Below are 15,336 nucleotides of genomic sequence, written 5' to 3' on the forward strand. Positions count from 1 at the left end.
GGGCGGCACCGCGCCTGCCGTCCGTCCCGACCGCCGTCCACGGGCCCAGCTCGCTCCACAGGCCCGGCCGCTCTCCACAGGTGGGCGCGTGACCGCGCGCACCGCGCGCACGAGGTGCAGAGTGGGCGCGTGACAACGACGCCGCGACCCACCCTGTTCCGCCGGAAGCCGATCGACGAGATCGACGACGACACCGGGGGCGACAGCGGCCTGAAACGGCACCTCGGGCTGTGGCAGCTCACCGCGATCGGCATCGGCGGCATCATCGGCGCCGGCATCTTCACCCTGGCCGGCACCGTCGCGCACGGGGTCGCCGGGCCCGCCGTGCTCATCTCGTTCCTGGTCGCCGGCGTCGCGAGCGCCGCCGCAGCCCTGTCGTACGCCGAGTTCGCCGGCCTGATCCCCAAGGCGGGCAGCGCGTACACGTACGGCTACGCCGTGCTCGGCGAGATCGTCGGGTGGTTCATCGGCTGGGACCTGCTGCTCGAGTACACCGCGATCGTGGCGGTGGTCGCGATCGGGATCTCGGGCTACGTCGGATTCCTGGTCGGGCAGTTCGGCATCGACCTGCCCGCCTGGATGCTCGGCGCTCCGGGCACCGGCGACGGGCACGTCATCGACGTGTTCGCCATCCTGCTCTGCCTGCTGACCGCCTTCGTCCTGACACGGGGCATCCGCAGCGCCGCCCGGTTCGAGTTCGTCGCCGTCGGCATCAAGGTCGCGCTGGTCGTGCTCATCGTGGTGCTCGGCGTGTTCCACATCAACAGCGCCAACTACGACCCGTACTTCCCGTTCGGCTTCGGCGGCGTGATGACCGGCGCCGCCACGGTGTTCTTCGCGGTGTTCGGGTACGACGCGATGTCGACCGCGGCCGAGGAGTCGAAGGACGCCCGCAAGCACATGCCGAAGGCGATCCTGCTCTCGCTGGCGATCTCGATGGTGCTGTACGTGCTGGCGACCATCGTCCTGACCGGGATGCAGGACTACAAGGACATCGACCCGGCGTCCGGATTCTCGTCCGCCTTCGCGTCGGTCGGGCTCGGCGGCGTGGCGAACGTCATCGCCATCGGCGCCATCGTCGGCATCGTGACGGTGCTCGTGACGTTCATGCTCGGCGCCTCGCGGGTGTGGTTCTCGATGAGCCGCGACGGCCTGATGCCGAAGTGGTTCTCCAAGACCGACCCGAAGCGCCACGTCCCGACCCGGGTGACGTGGATCCTCGGCATCGCATCGGCGGTGTTGGCGGGTGTGCTGCCCATCGGCGTCGTCGCCGAGCTGACGAACATCGGCATCCTGCTGGCCTTCGTCGTGGTGTGCACCGCGGTGATCGTCCTCCGCTACACCCAGCCCGACCTGCCGCGGCAGTTCACGCTCCCGTTCATGCCGATCGTGCCCGCCATCGGCGTGATCGCGTCGCTGTGGCTCGTCACGTTCCTGCAGTGGGAGACCTGGGTGCGCTTCGCGGTGTGGTTCGCGATCGGCCTCGGCGTGTACTTCGGCTACAGCCGGAAGCACAGCAAGCTGGCCGTCGAGCAGCAGCGCTGACCACGACCGCTCGCAGCGAAGACGAAGCCCTCGTCCGATCAGGACGAGGGCTTCGTGTGCGCAGCCGACGGCTCAGTACACCTTGCGGATGTAGCTGATGCAGATGTCCACCTCGACGGTGAGGAGCGTGTCGCCCTTCTGCATCCGCTGCAGCAGGCTCACGTGGCTCGGGGTCGAGATGGTCGCTCGTCCGGCCGGGCCGACGATGAACACGTTGTCGGTCTCTGCTGCCTTGATGATCTTGTACAAGTCGTCTTCTCCTGCGTTCGTTGTGTCTGTCCAGGACCCGTCGTACTCGAAGTGCCACGGTTCCAGTGGCGAGAACCCGTCGCCCTTCGGGATCCAGCCGTAGGTCGGACCGTTCTTGTTCATCCAGTTCTTCGCGGTCGTGCCGTAACTGTCGATGCCGCCACTGAAGTCCACTGCGCGGCCCAGGCCGTGGATCGAGGTGCCGGGCTTCGCCGCCAACTTGAAGCCGGGACGTCGCTCGTTCCACCCGTCCCAGAGGTACTGCTGCCGAGCCAGGTTCCGGTAGCCCTCTGCGAGCGTGAGCGGCTTCCCGAGCGCCTTCTGGTAGGCCGAGGCCAGCGCTCGGTACGACGCAGCAGCGTCAGCGATCAGGTACTGCGCCCCCAGGCTGTTCGTCGACTCCCCGACGTACGCGAGCTCCGACACGGGAATCTGCCCGTTCGGGTACGCCGATGCGGACTGGACCGAGAACGCGCGGGCGCTGGGCCCCGGTACCGATGACGACTCGGGGTAGGACGGGTGCGCCAGGTCGGTGGCCGACGCCGCGGTCGCCCGACCCGTCCCGATCAGTGTCGTCGCCCCGACCGCAGCCGCTGCGAAGACCAGCATCGATCTCCGGCTCGTCGTGCCTCGCGGGGCCACCGGTGGCCCCTCCCCTTCGTGCGCGTCAGACGGTTCTGTCATCGTGCTCCCCTCTGGAGAACACACCCCTCGTGGTCCCCCGTGAGCAGACTGACAGGTCTGTACACCAAGAAGGGACCCCAGAACGGGGGGCTTCAGCGGCGCTGACGCTAGCGGCGGTGCTTCCCCGCCGACGCCGTCGGGTCGGCCATCGGGTGGTTCCGGAACCAGCGCAGCAGCTCGCGCGAACGGCTGCGGTCGGCGCTGGCGTCGCCCGAGGCCAGGAAGTCGCTGAAGCCCTCGGGTACGTCCTGGTCGTCGGAGCGGTCGTACGCCATCGACCACTCCGGGAAGCGTCGGGTGTGCAGGCTCTCCTCGACCAGGAGCGCCACGTCGTCGTGCCGCTCGTCCTGCAGGATCCGCGCGTACGTCGCCATCACCGCGTCGTACGGCCCCTCGAGCAGCTGCATGAAGCGCCCCGCCCGGTGCACGAGCATGCCGGTCAGCCCGTCGGCGGTGTTGCGCTCGCGGGAGTACGCCAGGACGGCCTCGAGAGCGTCGTCGTCGAAGGGTTCGGTGGCGGAGCTCATGTAGACGAGTGACTGCAGCATGGTCCCTCCAGCCTGGACCGTCCAGGCGTCCCCGGACACCCCCTCTCCGGGTGGGAGCGCTCCCGATCGCGGGAGGACGGCGTGCGGAGTCGGTGGCGGCTGGCACGATGGTCTCCGTGCCAGCCGCCCCGATGATCGACGCCGTCGACGTCATCCGTTTCGTCGGACCGCAGACGTTCGGCCGGGCGCGCGACCTCGTCCGGCAGGGGCTGGTCGAGTCGGCCGTGTGGGACGACGACGCCGGCACGATCACGGGCTCCGTGGCCGGATCGGCGGACGACCCGTACGACGTGCACGTGGACACGACCGCCGCGCGGGGCGAGTTCGTCCGACCGGTCCGCTCCCGCTGCACCTGCCCGATCGGCGGCGAGTGCAAGCACGTCGCGGCAGCGCTGCTCACCATCAACGCCCGTGCGGTCGCCGCGCACGCCGGACCTCGCCCCGAAACACCCGCACCGCCGCCAGCACCGGACTGGAGGCACGAGGTCGCCCGCCTCACCGGTGACACCCCGCCGCCTGCCGCGCTCCAGGACACCATCCCGCTCGGCCTGCAGTTCGAGCTCCGCGACGCGGTCCCCGCGCGCATGGCCGCGCGGGCCCGCGCGGCCGGTCGAGCGCTGCCCACGGCGTCGCGGTCGGTCCGGCTCGGCGTCCGCCCGGTCACCCGCAGCGACGCGGGCAACTGGGTCCGCGGGCAGCTGACGTGGGGCACGCTCCCCTACTCGATGAACCGACTGGGCCTCGGCCCCGAGCAGCACGCCTGGTTCCTGCAGCTCGCCGCCCTGCACCGCGCGGGCGCCCTCGCGGGACTGCCCGGCGAGACCGACTGGATCCACCTCGACGACTTCCCGAGCCCGCTGCTCTGGCCGCTCCTGGGCCGAGCACCGGCGCTCGGCATCGCGTTCGTCACCGGGAAGCGCGAGGGCGGGGTCGCCCTGGGCACCGAGGCCAGGGTGCTGCTCGACGTCGCCCGCTCGGACGACGGGCTCGCGATCGGGGCGAGCGCCGTGCTGGACGGACGCCCCGTCGTGCACGGTGCCGCGCGGCTCATCGGCGACCACGGCCTGTACGTCTTCCGCGAGTCCCCCGAGTTCCACGTCGACCTGGCCCCGACCCCGGAACCGGTCTCCGACGACCAGCGGCGGATGCTGACCGAGGACACCCGCATCACGGTGCCCACGGCCGAGGTCCCCGAGTTCCTGGCGGACTGGTCCCCGCGGCTCCGTGGGGCCCTGGGGCTGGTGAGCTCGGACGGGTCGATCGAGCTGCCCGAACGGACCCCGCCGGAACTCGTGCTGACCGTCACGTTCGAACCGGCCCGGGCGCCGCGCACCGACGACGTCGCCCACCTGCAGTGGCGCTGGCACGTCGACGGGCGGAAGGACCCGGTGACCATGCACGGACCGCTGCCCGACCTGCGTGCGGTGCGGGCGGCTGACGACCCGACCGACGTCGGGCCGCCGGCCGACGACGCGGCGCAGGCCGAGCCTCCCGTTCGTGCCGAGGCGACCGGACCCGACGACGCGACCGCACCCCACGACGCGACCGGGCCCGGATCGACCGGACCGGGCGGCGGTCTGGACTGGTTCGTCGACGGGACCGTCGACGGCGCCGACGTCGCCGTCCTGGCCACCGAGTTGTTGCCGGCGCTCGGCGATGCCGGCGTCCGCGTGGTCGTGCAGGGCGAACGGCTCGACTACGAGCGACTGACGGGGCGCCCGCACATCCGGGTCACGACGATGCCGTCGGACAAGCACGACTGGTTCGACCTGGGCATCTTCGTCAGCGTGAACGGCAAGGAGATCCCGTTCACGCCGCTGCTCACCGCGCTCGCGAGCGGCCGGCGACGCATGAAGCTCGTCGACAACTCGTACCTGTCGCTGGCGGACCCGGCGTTCGACCGGCTCAAGGAACTCATCGAGGAAGCCCGCGACCAGGGCGAGTGGGAGCCGTCGCAACCGATGACGGTCACGCCGCTGCAGGCCGGGCTGTGGTCGGAGTTCGACCAGCTCGCCGACGAGACCGACCACGACGAACGCTGGCGGGCGATGGCTGCGCGGCTGCTCGATGCCGCTCCCCCAGGGGACGTCGTCGTGCCGGACACCGTGCACGCCGAGCTCCGGCCGTACCAGCGCTCGGGGTACGCCTGGCTGTCGTTCCTGGTCGAGCACGGCGTCGGCGGGGTCCTGGCCGACGACATGGGGCTCGGGAAGACGCTGCAGGCGCTCGCGATGATCGCCGCGCGGCGCGGGAGCGCACCGGACGAGCCCCCGTTCCTGGTCGTCGCGCCGACCTCGGTCGTGGGCAACTGGGCTGCGGAGGCCGCACGGTTCGTCCCCTCGCTCCGGGTCGCCACGATCGAGACCACCTCGCTCAAGGACCCGGCCCTCGTCGCACGGACCGCTGCGTCGGTGGACGTCGTCGTGACCTCGTACGCGCTGCTCCGGCTCGACGCCACGGCCTACACGGACCTGTCCTGGTCGGCACTGCTGCTCGACGAGGCGCAGTTCGTCAAGAACCCGCAGTCGCAGACCCACCGCGCCGCGTCCGAGGTCCGCGCGCCCGTCAAGATCGCGATCACCGGCACGCCGCTGGAGAACGGGCTGACCGACCTGTGGGCGCTGTTCTCGATCGTCGCGCCGGGCCTGCTGTCCTCCTGGACGCGGTTCGGCGACGACTACGTCAAGCCGCTCGCGTCCCCGGACCTCCGGGGCGCGGCTCGCACGGAGCTCACCACGCGGCTGCGACGCCGCATCCGGCCGCTCATGCTGCGCCGGACGAAGGAGAGCGTCGCGTCCGACCTGCCCCCGAAGCAGGAGCAGGTCGTGCGGGTCACGCTCGACCCCGCGCACCGCGACGTCTACGAGCGCACGCTGAACCGGGAGCGCCTCAAGGTGCTCGACCTGATCGACGACCTCGACCGGAACCGGATGATCGTGTTCCGCTCGCTCACGCTGCTGCGGATGCTCGCGCTCTCACCCGCGCTGGTGGCGGCCGAGGCGACGGACTCGTCCGGGTCGTCCGGCGGTCCCGAGTCGCCCGCGGCTCAAGGCGTGCCCTCGGCCAAGCTCGACCTGCTGCTCGACGAGCTCGAGCAGCTCGCTGCTGAAGGTCGCCGGGCACTCGTGTTCAGTCAGTTCACGTCGTTCCTGCGCATGGTGTCCGCCGCCCTCGACGCGCGGGGCATCGGGTACGAGTACCTCGACGGATCGACACGTGGGCGCACGAAGGTCATCGACCGCTTCCGGAACGGCACTGCGCCGGCGTTCCTCATCTCGCTCAAGGCCGGCGGCTTCGGGCTCACCCTCACCGAGGCGGACACCGTGTTCGTGCTCGACCCCTGGTGGAACCCTGCCGCCGAGTCGCAGGCCGTCGACCGCACCCACCGGATCGGGCAGACGCGCTCGGTGAACGTGCACCGGCTCATCGCCGAGGACACCATCGAGGAGAAGGTCCTCGCGCTGGCGGCGCGCAAGGCGCAGTTGTTCGCCGCGATGATCGACGACGACGCGCTCTTCGCGGATGACCTGTCGGCTGAGGACATCCGGTCGCTGTTGGCGTGACCTGCTCGGGCGCGACATGCAACATCTGTATTCCTGGCGTGCAGGGACGACAGATGCCTACGGTCGTCACATGACCCTGCTCGAGCACCCGATCGGACGACTCGACGTCGCGCGCGGCGTCGACTTCCCGACACCACACCTGACCCGCGATCCGGACGAGTTGACCTCTCGGATCACGCTCCCGAACGGCGCCCAGGTCGAACTCGTCGGGTTCGTCGGGTCCATCTGCTACCCACCGAACTACCTCGAGGACCTCCGCGCAGGCCGATTGTGATCACGCTCGACGCCAATGTGATGATCGCGCGCTTCGACCACCACGATGCGAGTCACGAACGCGCGGTCGACGTCCTCGATCACCACGAATGGGAGGAGTACCTGACCTCGGCAGTGACCCTCGCCGAAGCGCTTGTGCACCCCGCGCGCATCAGCGCTGTCACGAAGGCACTCAGGGACCTGGAGTCCCTCAACATCTTGGTGGTGCCCGTCGAGGACGACGATCCTGTCGGCATCGCCGCGCTGTGCGCACGACACCAGTTGCAGACACCCGACGCGGTCGTGCTGCACACCGCGATCACGACGAGCGATGCCCTCGTCACGTTCGACACGCGCTTGGCTCGCGCCGCTCGCGCTGCGGGCTTCCCGGTCATCGAGCGCGCTCCCGGCGAGCCGGACTGGGGACCGCTGATCGCTGCGTGAAGCCCGCCAGCTCAGCCGAGCGACGCGGTCCAGTCCGCCACCGTGGTGACCTCGGCCTGTCGCGGGAACACCTTCTCCGTCAGCACCCGGTGCACCTCGGCGTCGCCGTCAGCACACGCGTCCGACAGCACTGTCAGCCCGAAGTCCAGGTCGGCGGCCTGCCGCAGGGTCGACAACACGACACCACTGGTCGCGATCCCCGCCAGCACCAGGTCACGCACCTCGAGCCCGCGCAGCAACACCTCGAGGTCGGACCCCGTGAACGCGCTCACCCGCAGCTTGGTCACGACGATGTCGTCCGCATGCAGGTCGAAGCCGGCGTGGACCTCGGTCGCGTCCGGAGCCTGCGAACCCATCCGGTCGCGCATCCCGCCGAACATCCGGTTCGAGGCGGCGACCTCGGGGGCTCCCGGTCGGAACGCCACACGGACGAACACGACCGGGAGCCCCCGCTGCCGAGCGGTGTCGACGGCGGAGACGGCAGCGGCGAGCGCTTCGGGCGTCCCGAGCCGCTCGACGATGCTGTTCTGGTAGTCCATGACGAGGAGTGCAGTGCTCACCCCGTCGACGCTACCGAGGGTCAGCGACCGAGGCCGTCGATCCGTGCGACTTCGTCGGCGGACAGCGCCACGGTCGCACCCGCCGCGTTCGACCGGATGCGGTCCGGGTTGGACGACTTCGGGATCACCACGAACTCGTGCGCGACGTGCCACGCGACGATGACCTGCGCGGTGTCGACGTCGTGCGCCTCGGCGATGGCGACGAGGGTCGGGTCCTGCAGGTTGCTCGCCTTGAAGGGGCTGTAGCCCTCGAGCACCACACCACGCTCGCGCAGCCCGTCGGCGACGGCACGGTCGAACTCGGCGGGACTCCACTTGATCTGGTTCACCGCCGGGGTGGCGCCGGTTGCCTGGATGAGCTCGTCGATCTGTGCCAGCGAGTAGTTGCTGACGCCGACGGCCTTCGTCAGGCCGTCCTGCTGCGCCTGCACGACCTGCTCCCAGACGTCGGGGCGGGCCGAACCGTTCGGCGGCCAGTGCACGAGCCACAGGTCGAGGTGGTCGAGTCCGAGCTGGTCGAGGCTCTCCTCGATCGTCGGACGGACCCGGTCGGCGTTGTCCGGCGGGAGCTTCGTCGTGACGAAGACGTCACCGCGGGCCAGGCCGGAGTCGGCGATCGCCTTCCCCACACCGCGCTGGTTGCTGTAGCCGGTGGCCGTGTCGATGTGGCGGTACCCGGCCTCGAGCGCGGCGCTCACGGCGGCGGGGGCATCGGCGTCGGCGATCTGCCAGGTCCCGAAGCCGAGGAGCGGCATCGCTCCTCCGGTCACCGAGACGGACGGTTCTGCGTAGTCGGTCATGTCACCGTGTCTACGCGGCGATGTCGGATGCGTCCACCAGGATCGAGGGACAGCCCCATCGAGCACCACCAGGAGCACCACGCACCATGACGTCGCGCCGACGCCGCAGGAACCGCTTGACCCTGTCCGCCACGTTGATCCTGGTCGGCATCGCAGTCGTCGGGTCCGCCCTGCACGCCACCGGCGCGCTCCCGTCCCAGGCAGAAGCGCCGTCGCCAGCGTCGACCAGTGCCACCGGAACGACCGGGGCGACCGCAGAGCCGACCGCCGCCGGCGTGCCGGAGCCGACCCGAGCCTCCAGTCCGACCGCGACCGACCGCGCGGACACGGACGCCGACGCGGACCGCGCCCGCGCCCTGCTCGCGACCTTGCCCGTCAAGGGCAAGGCCCCGGCGACCGGCTACGACCGCACCGCCGACTTCGGCACTGCCTGGCTCGACGTCGACCACAACGGGTGCGACACCCGGAACGATGTCCTCGCCCGTGACCTGACCGATGTGGTCCGTCCCGGAGGCTGCCGCGTGATGTCAGGCGTGCTCGTGTCGCCGTACACGGGGCAGACGGTCGACTTCGTGCGCGGCGAGACGACGTCGACGCTCGTGCAGATCGACCACGTCGTCGCGCTCGAGAACGCCTGGACGACCGGCGCACAACAACTGACCGAGGCCGAACGACAGGCGCTGGCGAACGACCCGGAGAACCTGTTCGCCGTCGACCAACACTCGAACGCGCAGAAGCGCTCCGGCGACGCTGCGACCTGGCTGCCGGCCGACACCGCCTTCCGCTGCACCTACGTCGAGCACCAGATCACGGTCAAGTCGACCTACCGTCTGTGGGTCGTCCCGGCGGAGCGCGACGCGATGCTGCGAGTCCTCGCGCGCTGCTGACGACGCGTGGCTGACCCGCAGCCCGATGAGGATCGCACGACGGGATCTGACGAATCTGGTTCGCCGGACCCGGGGTACGCCGACCAGATTCGTCAGACGCTGCAATGAACGCTCCGTCCTCCCTGCCGACGATGCCACAACACCTGTTAAGCGACAGGTGTAGTCTAGACGAAAGCCGATGCGAACGCATCGACCTCCAGCGACGAAGACCTCAGGAGGCCTCCACATGTCCGCGTCCAGCACCACCCGATTCACCGACCGCGTCGTCCTGGTCACCGGCGGCGGTTCCGGCCTCGGACGGGCCACCGCCGTCCGCCTGGCATCCGAGGGCGCCGCGCTCTCACTCGTCGACGTCTCCGCCGCCGGCCTCGAGGCCACCAAGGCCGCCGTCCTCGACGCCACCCCGGACGCGCAGGTCCTCACCACCGTCGCCGACGTCTCCGACGAGGCGCAGGTCGTCGCCTACGTCGCCGCGACGACCGAGCGCTTCGGCCGCATCGACGGCTTCTTCAACAACGCCGGCATCGAGGGCAAGCAGAACCCCACCGAGTCCTTCACCGCTGCCGAGTTCGACAAGGTCGTCGCGATCAACCTGCGCGGCGTGTTCCTCGGCCTCGAGAAGGTGCTCAAGGTCATGCGCGAGCAGGGATCCGGCATGGTGGTCAACACCGCCAGCGTTGGCGGCATACGCGGCATCGGCAACCAGTCCGGCTACGCGGCAGCCAAGCACGGCGTCGTCGGCCTGACCCGCAACTCGGCCGTCGAGTACGGCCGCTACGGCATCCGCATCAACGCGATCGCGCCCGGTGCGATCTGGACGCCCATGGTCGAGAACTCGATGAAGCAGCTCGACGCCGAGAACCCCCGCAAGGCAGCGGAGGAGTTCATCCAGGTCAACCCGACGAAGCGCTACGGCGAGGCCCCCGAGATCGCGAGCGTCGTCGCGTTCCTGCTCTCCGACGACGCCAGCTACGTCAACGCGACGGTCGTCCCGATCGACGGTGGGCAGTCGGCGCAGTACTGAGACCGTTCCGTCCGGCACCCGGCGCACCACCGCGTGCGCTGGGCGACGGACGGGAGGCCCGGTGCCGGTCCGGTACAACGGCCCTCCATCGCCTGAGGGCCGGGTTCACCAGACCGTGACCGGGTCAGAGCACGTGGTGCGCGATGAGGCGGCCGAGGTAGGTGATGTCGAAGTGGCCCTTGAACTCGAACTTCACCTTGCCGAGCCCGCTGAACCACAGCTCGAGCTCGGCATCGAGGTCGAACGTGCCCGCCGTCTCGACCGAGAACGCCTGGATCTTGCTGTACGGCAACGAGGTGAAGTCGCGCTTCTTGCCGGTCATCCCCTGCACGTTGACGGCCAGGATCCGCTTGTCGGTGAACACGACGAAGTCGCGGATCGTCTTGGCTGCGACGAGGATCTGCTCCCCCTCGAGCAGCAGTCCGGAGATCTGTGGAGCGATCTCGGCCGGGTCGCACTGGGCGAGCTTGAACAGGGTGCCGTTGCTGAAGTCGATCACAGGGACGAGCGTAGGGCGTCGGCGCGTGCCAGCGCGGTACGGAGCCGGTCCTCGACCAGGGACGCCGAGCCCGTCGGCGCAAGGATGCCCGTGAACACGCGGAGTGCCTCGTCGCGGTCCTCCCGAGGACCGCTCGCCGCCGCTGCCGTCATCGTCGAGGTCAGGTCCTCGAGCGCGCGGATGCATGCGAACCGCACCAGCCGGTCCTCGTCGACGACCATCGGCCCGTAGCCCTGCCGGAACGCGGCGAGCTGCTCGGGCGTCGCCGGGTCGAACAGCACGCTGAACTCGACCAGGTGCAGGTCGAGTTCGCGCGGGGCGACGACGGCCTCGTCCCAGTCGACCAATCGGAGTGCGCCGTCGGCCTCGACCAGGACGTTGCCGAGGTGCGGGTCACCGTGACACGGAACGGGTTCGGCGGACTCGGACGCCACGAGCGCCGTGCCACGCAGCAGCAGGTCGACGCGCGGGCGGGCGTCGCGCCACAGGTCGAGCACCGGGTCCGTGCGCTCGACGGCGGCCGCGTCGAGCGCGCGGATCTCAGCGCGGTAGCGCCGACGGCGCCTGCGGATGCCGCGACGCGCTCCTCGTCTCCGCGGCGGCAGGGGGAAGGCGTGGGCATGCACGTCCGCGAGCAGCGCGCCGTACGCGCGGTACCCATCCAGGCCGAGCCCGACGGTCGCAGCGTCCTCGCCAGCCGACCACAGGGTCAGGCCGAGCCGACCTCCTGCGCGACGGCTGCGGCGGCGGCCGTCGTCCGTGGGACGGGTCGGCGGGGTGCTCGCGAGCCCGGCGGCGGCCATGGAGGCGACCAGCCGTGTCCCGGTGCGCGTCGGCCGGGTCGTCCACTTCGCTGCCCACGCGCTGCCGGCGTCGTCGACAAGACGCCAGACCACCGCCGAGGTGTCGGTACCGCCCGTGACCTGTTCGATGGTGACCGCACGGACGCCGAAGTCCGCGGCCACCCAGCGCCGGGCGTCGTCAAGCGAGGGCCGGCGTGTGTCGTCGGCCGACGTCACCGCAGGCCGCTCCGCGACAGTCCCTCGACGAAGTACCGCTGGAAGGCCAGGAACAGCGCGACGATCGGCAGGATCATGAGCAGGTTGACCGCCATGATCGCACCGTAGTCCGACGTGTACTGCCCCTGCAGCGTGCCGACGATGCCGATGGGCACGGTGAACAGGTCCTGGTTGCCGGACAGTGCGACCAGCGGCCACCCGAACGCGTTCCACTCCCCCATGAACGTCAGCAGCACCAGCACCGCGAGCAACGGTCGGCACAGCGGGAGCACGACCGACACGAACGTCCGGAACCGACCGGCGCCGTCGAGCTGCGCCGCCTCGATGAGCTCGTCCGGCACGGCCAGGAAGAACTGCCGCGCCAGGAACACCCCGAAGATCGCCGCAGCCTCGGGCAGGATGACCGCCCACAGGCCGCCGTACAGGTGCAGGCCGATCGAGATGAAGAACTGCGGCACGATGATCGCCTGCGGCGGGATCATCAGCGTGGACAGCAGCACCAGGAACAGCGCGTTCCGGCCGCGGAACCGCAGCTTCGCGAAGGCGTACCCAGCCAGCAGGTTGCACACGACGGTGATGACCGTCACGACCACCGCCACCACGAGCGAGTTGCCGAACCACCGCCACACCGGGAACTCCTGGAAGGGCCGGATGAAGTTCTGCAGCGTGAAGTGCGCCGGCCAGAGCTGCAGCCCCGGTGCGTACAGGTCGGCGCGGGTGGAGAACGCCGTCAGCAGCATCCAGTACAGCGGGAACGCCATGACGATCGTGACGATCACGGCGACCGTCAGCCGCAGCCAGAGCGTCCTGCTCCGACGCCCGCGCGGTGACTGCGCAGCGGGAGCGGACACGGCCGTGCCGGCGGCCGGACGGGCGCCCGTGGCGCCGGTGTCCCAGGTGGAGGAGGTCATCAGTCGGCCTGGTCCCGTCCGGCGTTGAAGCGCCACTGCAGCCCGGTGATCAGCAGGGTCACCAGGTAGATCACGATGCCGACCGCTGCGCCGTAGCCCAGCAGCTGTGGTCCGTGCTCGTCGAAGGCCACGCGGTACGCGTACGACACGATCGTCGTCGTGCCGTAGCCGGGCCCGCCACGGGTCATCGCCCACACCGTGTCGAACACCTGGAACGAGTAGATGAGGTTCATCACGAGCAGGAAGAACGTCGACGGCCCGAGCAGTGGGAACGTGATGAGCCGGAACTTCTGCCACCCGCTCGCGCCGTCGGTCGTCGCTGCTTCCTGCACCGCCGGGTCCACACCCTGCAGCCCAGCCAGGTAGATCAGCATGTCGAACCCGATGCGCTGCCACAGCGTCATCAGGATCACCGCGGTCATGGCCCAGCCACCACTCGACTGCCACTGGATCTGCGGCAGCCCGAGGGTGTGCAGGAACTTGTCGATGAACCCGTTGTTCTGGTCGAACATCCACGCGCCGAGCACGCCCGTCGCAACGCCCGACACCACGAGCGGCAGGAAGATGATCGTCCGGAACACCGCCCGCCCGGGCAGCACCCCGTTCAGCAGCACCGCGATCCCGAGACCGATCGCCATGCCCACCGGCACCGTGAGCAGGGTGAAGACGCCGGTGTTCGCCGCGGACTGCCAGAACACCGGGTCCGTCAGCAGCTTCGCGTAGTTGCCGAGGCCCGCCCAGCTCGTCCCGCCGAGTGAGTCGAGGTCCTGGAAGCTGATGACCAAGGCGTAGACCAGCGGCAACAGCGTGAACACGACGATGAGCACCACGTTCGGCACCAGGAACGCGGTCGCCGCCGCCCCAGTGGAGGCCCGGAACGGCCCGGCGGTCCGCCGCGGTCCGCGCCGCACGGCTCCACCCGCCGTGGCGCCGCCGATCCGCTCGGCCGCGCCCGTCATGCGGACACCGCCGCATCGACTGCCCGATCGATCGCCGTGATCGCCGCGTCGGTGCTGCGCCCGTGGAAGGCGAGTTCGAGCTGGTCCTGCAACGCCGTGTTGACCGACGCGAACCCCGGCACCACCGTCTCGCGCACCGCGGTCTCCGTGATCGTGGTCGCCTGCTGCGTGAACACGTCCATCACGTCGGGCCGCACCGCGTAGTCGAGCGTCGTGCTCGCCAGGCTCTGCAGAGTCGGCAGCTCGTTCGCCCGCTGACAGAAGTCGCGCATCTGGTCCTCTTCCACCATGAACTTCAGGAACGCCGCCGCCAGCTCCGGATTGGCGGTGTCGCGCGTGGCGACGAGGGCGTTGCCGCCGAGGTCCGACGCCGCCGCTTCGTCCCGCGGCATGTACGTCGTGGTCCACTCCCCGCCCTGGTACCCGTTCGCCCCGTCGGCGAGCTCCGGCACCAGGAAGTCCCCGATGAACGTCATCGCCACGGTCTGGTTGAGGAAGAAGTTGTCCGAGTAGACCGTGGTCTTGATGGTGTTGTTCGCCGGGACCCAGCGCTCGTCGAAGAAGCGCTGCGTGAACGCCATCGCCTTGCGGCCCGCATCGCTGTCGACCGCGGAGTGCTGCAGCGACGGGGTGAGCAGCGACCCACCCGCCTGGTACAGGAAGCTCGCCCAGCGGTACGCGCCCGCTGCCGTCCAGTCGTAGGCGAACGGGTACTTGGCGTCCGGCAGGGTCTTCCGGAGCTTCGTGCTGACGTCGGTGAACTCGTCCCAGGTCCATGCGTCCTCGAGCCGGTCCGGCACCGCGCGGATGCCGGCTTCCTCGAGCGCCTCGGTGCTGAACGCGATCGCCGAGGTGTCCGTCTGGTGGGGCACGCCGTACGTCCGGCCCTCGAACCGGACGGCGTCGTACAGCGCCGGCAGGAACCCCTTCGCCTCCGTCGCACTGAGGTACGGGGTCATGTCCAGCAGCACCCCGTGCGAGGTGTACTTGCCGATGCTCGTGTAGTCCACACGGAACACGTCGGGCGCGGTCCTCGAGAGGATGCCGCGGTCGATGCCCGAGAAGAACCCGTCGTACGGCAGGGTCTGCAGTTCGACGGTGGCCTTCGGGTGGCGCGCCTCGAAGCCCTTCTTGGCCCGGGCAAACCCGGAGTTCTCACCGTCGCTGCCACCCCAGAACGCGAAGCGCAGCGTGCCCTCCACCTCGCCGATGTCGGCCTTCGACCCCGCGGCAGCGCTGCTCGGGTCGGGGCCGTTGTTCGCGACGCAGCTGCTCAGGCTCGTCGCGGCGGCGATGCCGAGGGCGCCGGCGAGGAGCGAACGGCGGGTCAGCTGCGGTGGTGACACGTGGCTCCTCGGGTCGGATCGGTGCTCGGTCTGACCGTAGACGTCC

The 15,336-nt window shown here is 70.1% G+C and carries 15 protein-coding genes; 6 read left to right on the forward strand and 9 right to left on the reverse strand.

Translation table 11 applies throughout. The features are described from left to right. Window positions 1-129: 129 nt before the first annotated feature. The gene (locus BIU90_RS15700; protein ID WP_071301165.1) at window positions 130-1,545 is read left to right on the forward strand and encodes an amino acid permease; all 1,416 of its coding nucleotides are present in this window, start codon (window positions 130-132) and stop codon (window positions 1,543-1,545) included. A gap of 72 nt (window positions 1,546-1,617) precedes the next feature. Here BIU90_RS15700 and BIU90_RS15705 read toward each other — a convergent pair whose 3' ends face one another. Further along, entirely contained in the window at window positions 1,618-2,403 is a 786-nt protein-coding gene (locus BIU90_RS15705) for a D-alanyl-D-alanine carboxypeptidase family protein (protein ID WP_071301166.1), read from the reverse strand. 182 nt (window positions 2,404-2,585) lie between these two features. Then, the gene (locus BIU90_RS15710; RefSeq protein WP_071301167.1) at window positions 2,586-3,026 is read right to left on the reverse strand and encodes a BLUF domain-containing protein; all 441 of its coding nucleotides are present in this window, start codon (window positions 3,024-3,026) and stop codon (window positions 2,586-2,588) included. 116 nt (window positions 3,027-3,142) lie between these two features. Here BIU90_RS15710 and BIU90_RS15715 point away from each other — a divergent pair, with 116 nt between their 5' ends. The 3 genes from BIU90_RS15715 (at window position 3,143) to BIU90_RS15725 (ending at window position 7,285) form a co-directional block, all read left to right on the forward strand. Beyond that, on the forward strand, window positions 3,143-6,589 hold the full coding sequence (locus BIU90_RS15715; protein WP_175470232.1) for a DEAD/DEAH box helicase: 3,447 nt from the start codon (window positions 3,143-3,145) through the stop codon (window positions 6,587-6,589). Between the two features lie 70 nt (window positions 6,590-6,659). Beyond that, the gene (locus BIU90_RS15720) at window positions 6,660-6,863 is read left to right on the forward strand and encodes a hypothetical protein (RefSeq protein WP_071301168.1); all 204 of its coding nucleotides are present in this window, start codon (window positions 6,660-6,662) and stop codon (window positions 6,861-6,863) included. Further along, window positions 6,860-7,285: a PIN domain-containing protein gene (locus BIU90_RS15725; protein WP_071301169.1), complete on the forward strand. Its 426-nt coding sequence runs from the start codon at window positions 6,860-6,862 to the stop codon at window positions 7,283-7,285. Before BIU90_RS15720 ends, BIU90_RS15725 begins: the two co-directional genes overlap by 4 nt. 11 nt (window positions 7,286-7,296) lie before the next feature. Here the strand turns inward: BIU90_RS15725 and BIU90_RS15730 are convergent, their stop codons facing one another. Together BIU90_RS15730 and BIU90_RS15735 are read right to left on the reverse strand one after the other, a co-directional pair. Then, window positions 7,297-7,845, reverse strand: coding sequence for a cysteine hydrolase family protein (locus BIU90_RS15730; protein ID WP_071301170.1), 549 nt, complete (start codon window positions 7,843-7,845; stop codon window positions 7,297-7,299). Window positions 7,846-7,865: 20 nt separating this feature from the next. Continuing rightward, window positions 7,866-8,645 carry an aldo/keto reductase gene (locus BIU90_RS15735; protein ID WP_071301171.1) on the reverse strand — a complete coding sequence of 260 codons (780 nt, stop codon included), beginning with the start codon at window positions 8,643-8,645 and terminating at the stop codon, window positions 7,866-7,868. Window positions 8,646-8,761: 116 nt separating this feature from the next. On the opposite strand from BIU90_RS15735, the gene BIU90_RS15740 reads away from it, so the two are divergent. Both BIU90_RS15740 and BIU90_RS15745 read left to right on the forward strand, forming a co-directional pair. Beyond that, a complete protein-coding gene (locus BIU90_RS15740; protein WP_071301172.1) occupies window positions 8,762-9,532 on the forward strand; it encodes an HNH endonuclease family protein in 771 nt (256 codons plus the stop codon). Window positions 9,533-9,758: 226 nt separating this feature from the next. Beyond that, window positions 9,759-10,556, forward strand: a complete 798-nt coding sequence (locus BIU90_RS15745) for an SDR family oxidoreductase (protein WP_071301173.1) — start codon at window positions 9,759-9,761, stop codon at window positions 10,554-10,556. 124 nt (window positions 10,557-10,680) lie between these two features. Here BIU90_RS15745 and BIU90_RS15750 read toward each other — a convergent pair whose 3' ends face one another. The 5 genes from BIU90_RS15750 to BIU90_RS15770 are packed head-to-tail and all read right to left on the reverse strand — an operon-like array spanning window position 10,681 to window position 15,290. Then, on the reverse strand, window positions 10,681-11,055 hold the full coding sequence (locus tag BIU90_RS15750) for a PH domain-containing protein (RefSeq protein WP_071301174.1): 375 nt from the start codon (window positions 11,053-11,055) through the stop codon (window positions 10,681-10,683). Then, window positions 11,052-12,074: an aminoglycoside phosphotransferase family protein gene (locus tag BIU90_RS15755; RefSeq protein WP_071301175.1), complete on the reverse strand. Its 1,023-nt coding sequence runs from the start codon at window positions 12,072-12,074 to the stop codon at window positions 11,052-11,054. The genes BIU90_RS15750 and BIU90_RS15755 overlap by 4 nt, the downstream gene beginning before the upstream one ends. Next, entirely contained in the window at window positions 12,071-12,985 is a 915-nt protein-coding gene (locus tag BIU90_RS15760) for a carbohydrate ABC transporter permease (protein ID WP_083404020.1), read from the reverse strand. The genes BIU90_RS15755 and BIU90_RS15760 overlap by 4 nt, the downstream gene beginning before the upstream one ends. Next, window positions 12,985-13,944, reverse strand: coding sequence for a carbohydrate ABC transporter permease (locus BIU90_RS15765; protein ID WP_083404021.1), 960 nt, complete (start codon window positions 13,942-13,944; stop codon window positions 12,985-12,987). The genes BIU90_RS15760 and BIU90_RS15765 overlap by 1 nt, the downstream gene beginning before the upstream one ends. Next, entirely contained in the window at window positions 13,941-15,290 is a 1,350-nt protein-coding gene (locus BIU90_RS15770) for a sugar ABC transporter substrate-binding protein (protein WP_175470233.1), read from the reverse strand. The genes BIU90_RS15765 and BIU90_RS15770 overlap by 4 nt, the downstream gene beginning before the upstream one ends. Window positions 15,291-15,336: the final 46 nt, after the last annotated feature.

The organism is Curtobacterium sp. MCBA15_001 (assembly GCF_001864835.1).
Lineage (GTDB): Bacteria > Actinomycetota > Actinomycetes > Actinomycetales > Microbacteriaceae > Curtobacterium.

Coding starts and splice junctions, on each gene's coding strand:
- BIU90_RS15720 (WP_071301168.1), top strand. CDS start 6,660: ATGACCCTGCTCGAGCACCCGATCGGACGACTCGACGTCGCGCGCGGC.
- BIU90_RS15760 (WP_083404020.1), bottom strand. CDS start 12,985: ATGACCTCCTCCACCTGGGACACCGGCGCCACGGGCGCCCGTCCGGCC.
- BIU90_RS15705 (WP_071301166.1), bottom strand. CDS start 2,403: ATGCTGGTCTTCGCAGCGGCTGCGGTCGGGGCGACGACACTGATCGGG.
- BIU90_RS15735 (WP_071301171.1), bottom strand. CDS start 8,645: ATGACCGACTACGCAGAACCGTCCGTCTCGGTGACCGGAGGAGCGATG.
- BIU90_RS15710 (WP_071301167.1), bottom strand. CDS start 3,026: ATGCTGCAGTCACTCGTCTACATGAGCTCCGCCACCGAACCCTTCGAC.
- BIU90_RS15745 (WP_071301173.1), top strand. CDS start 9,759: ATGTCCGCGTCCAGCACCACCCGATTCACCGACCGCGTCGTCCTGGTC.
- BIU90_RS15765 (WP_083404021.1), bottom strand. CDS start 13,944: ATGACGGGCGCGGCCGAGCGGATCGGCGGCGCCACGGCGGGTGGAGCC.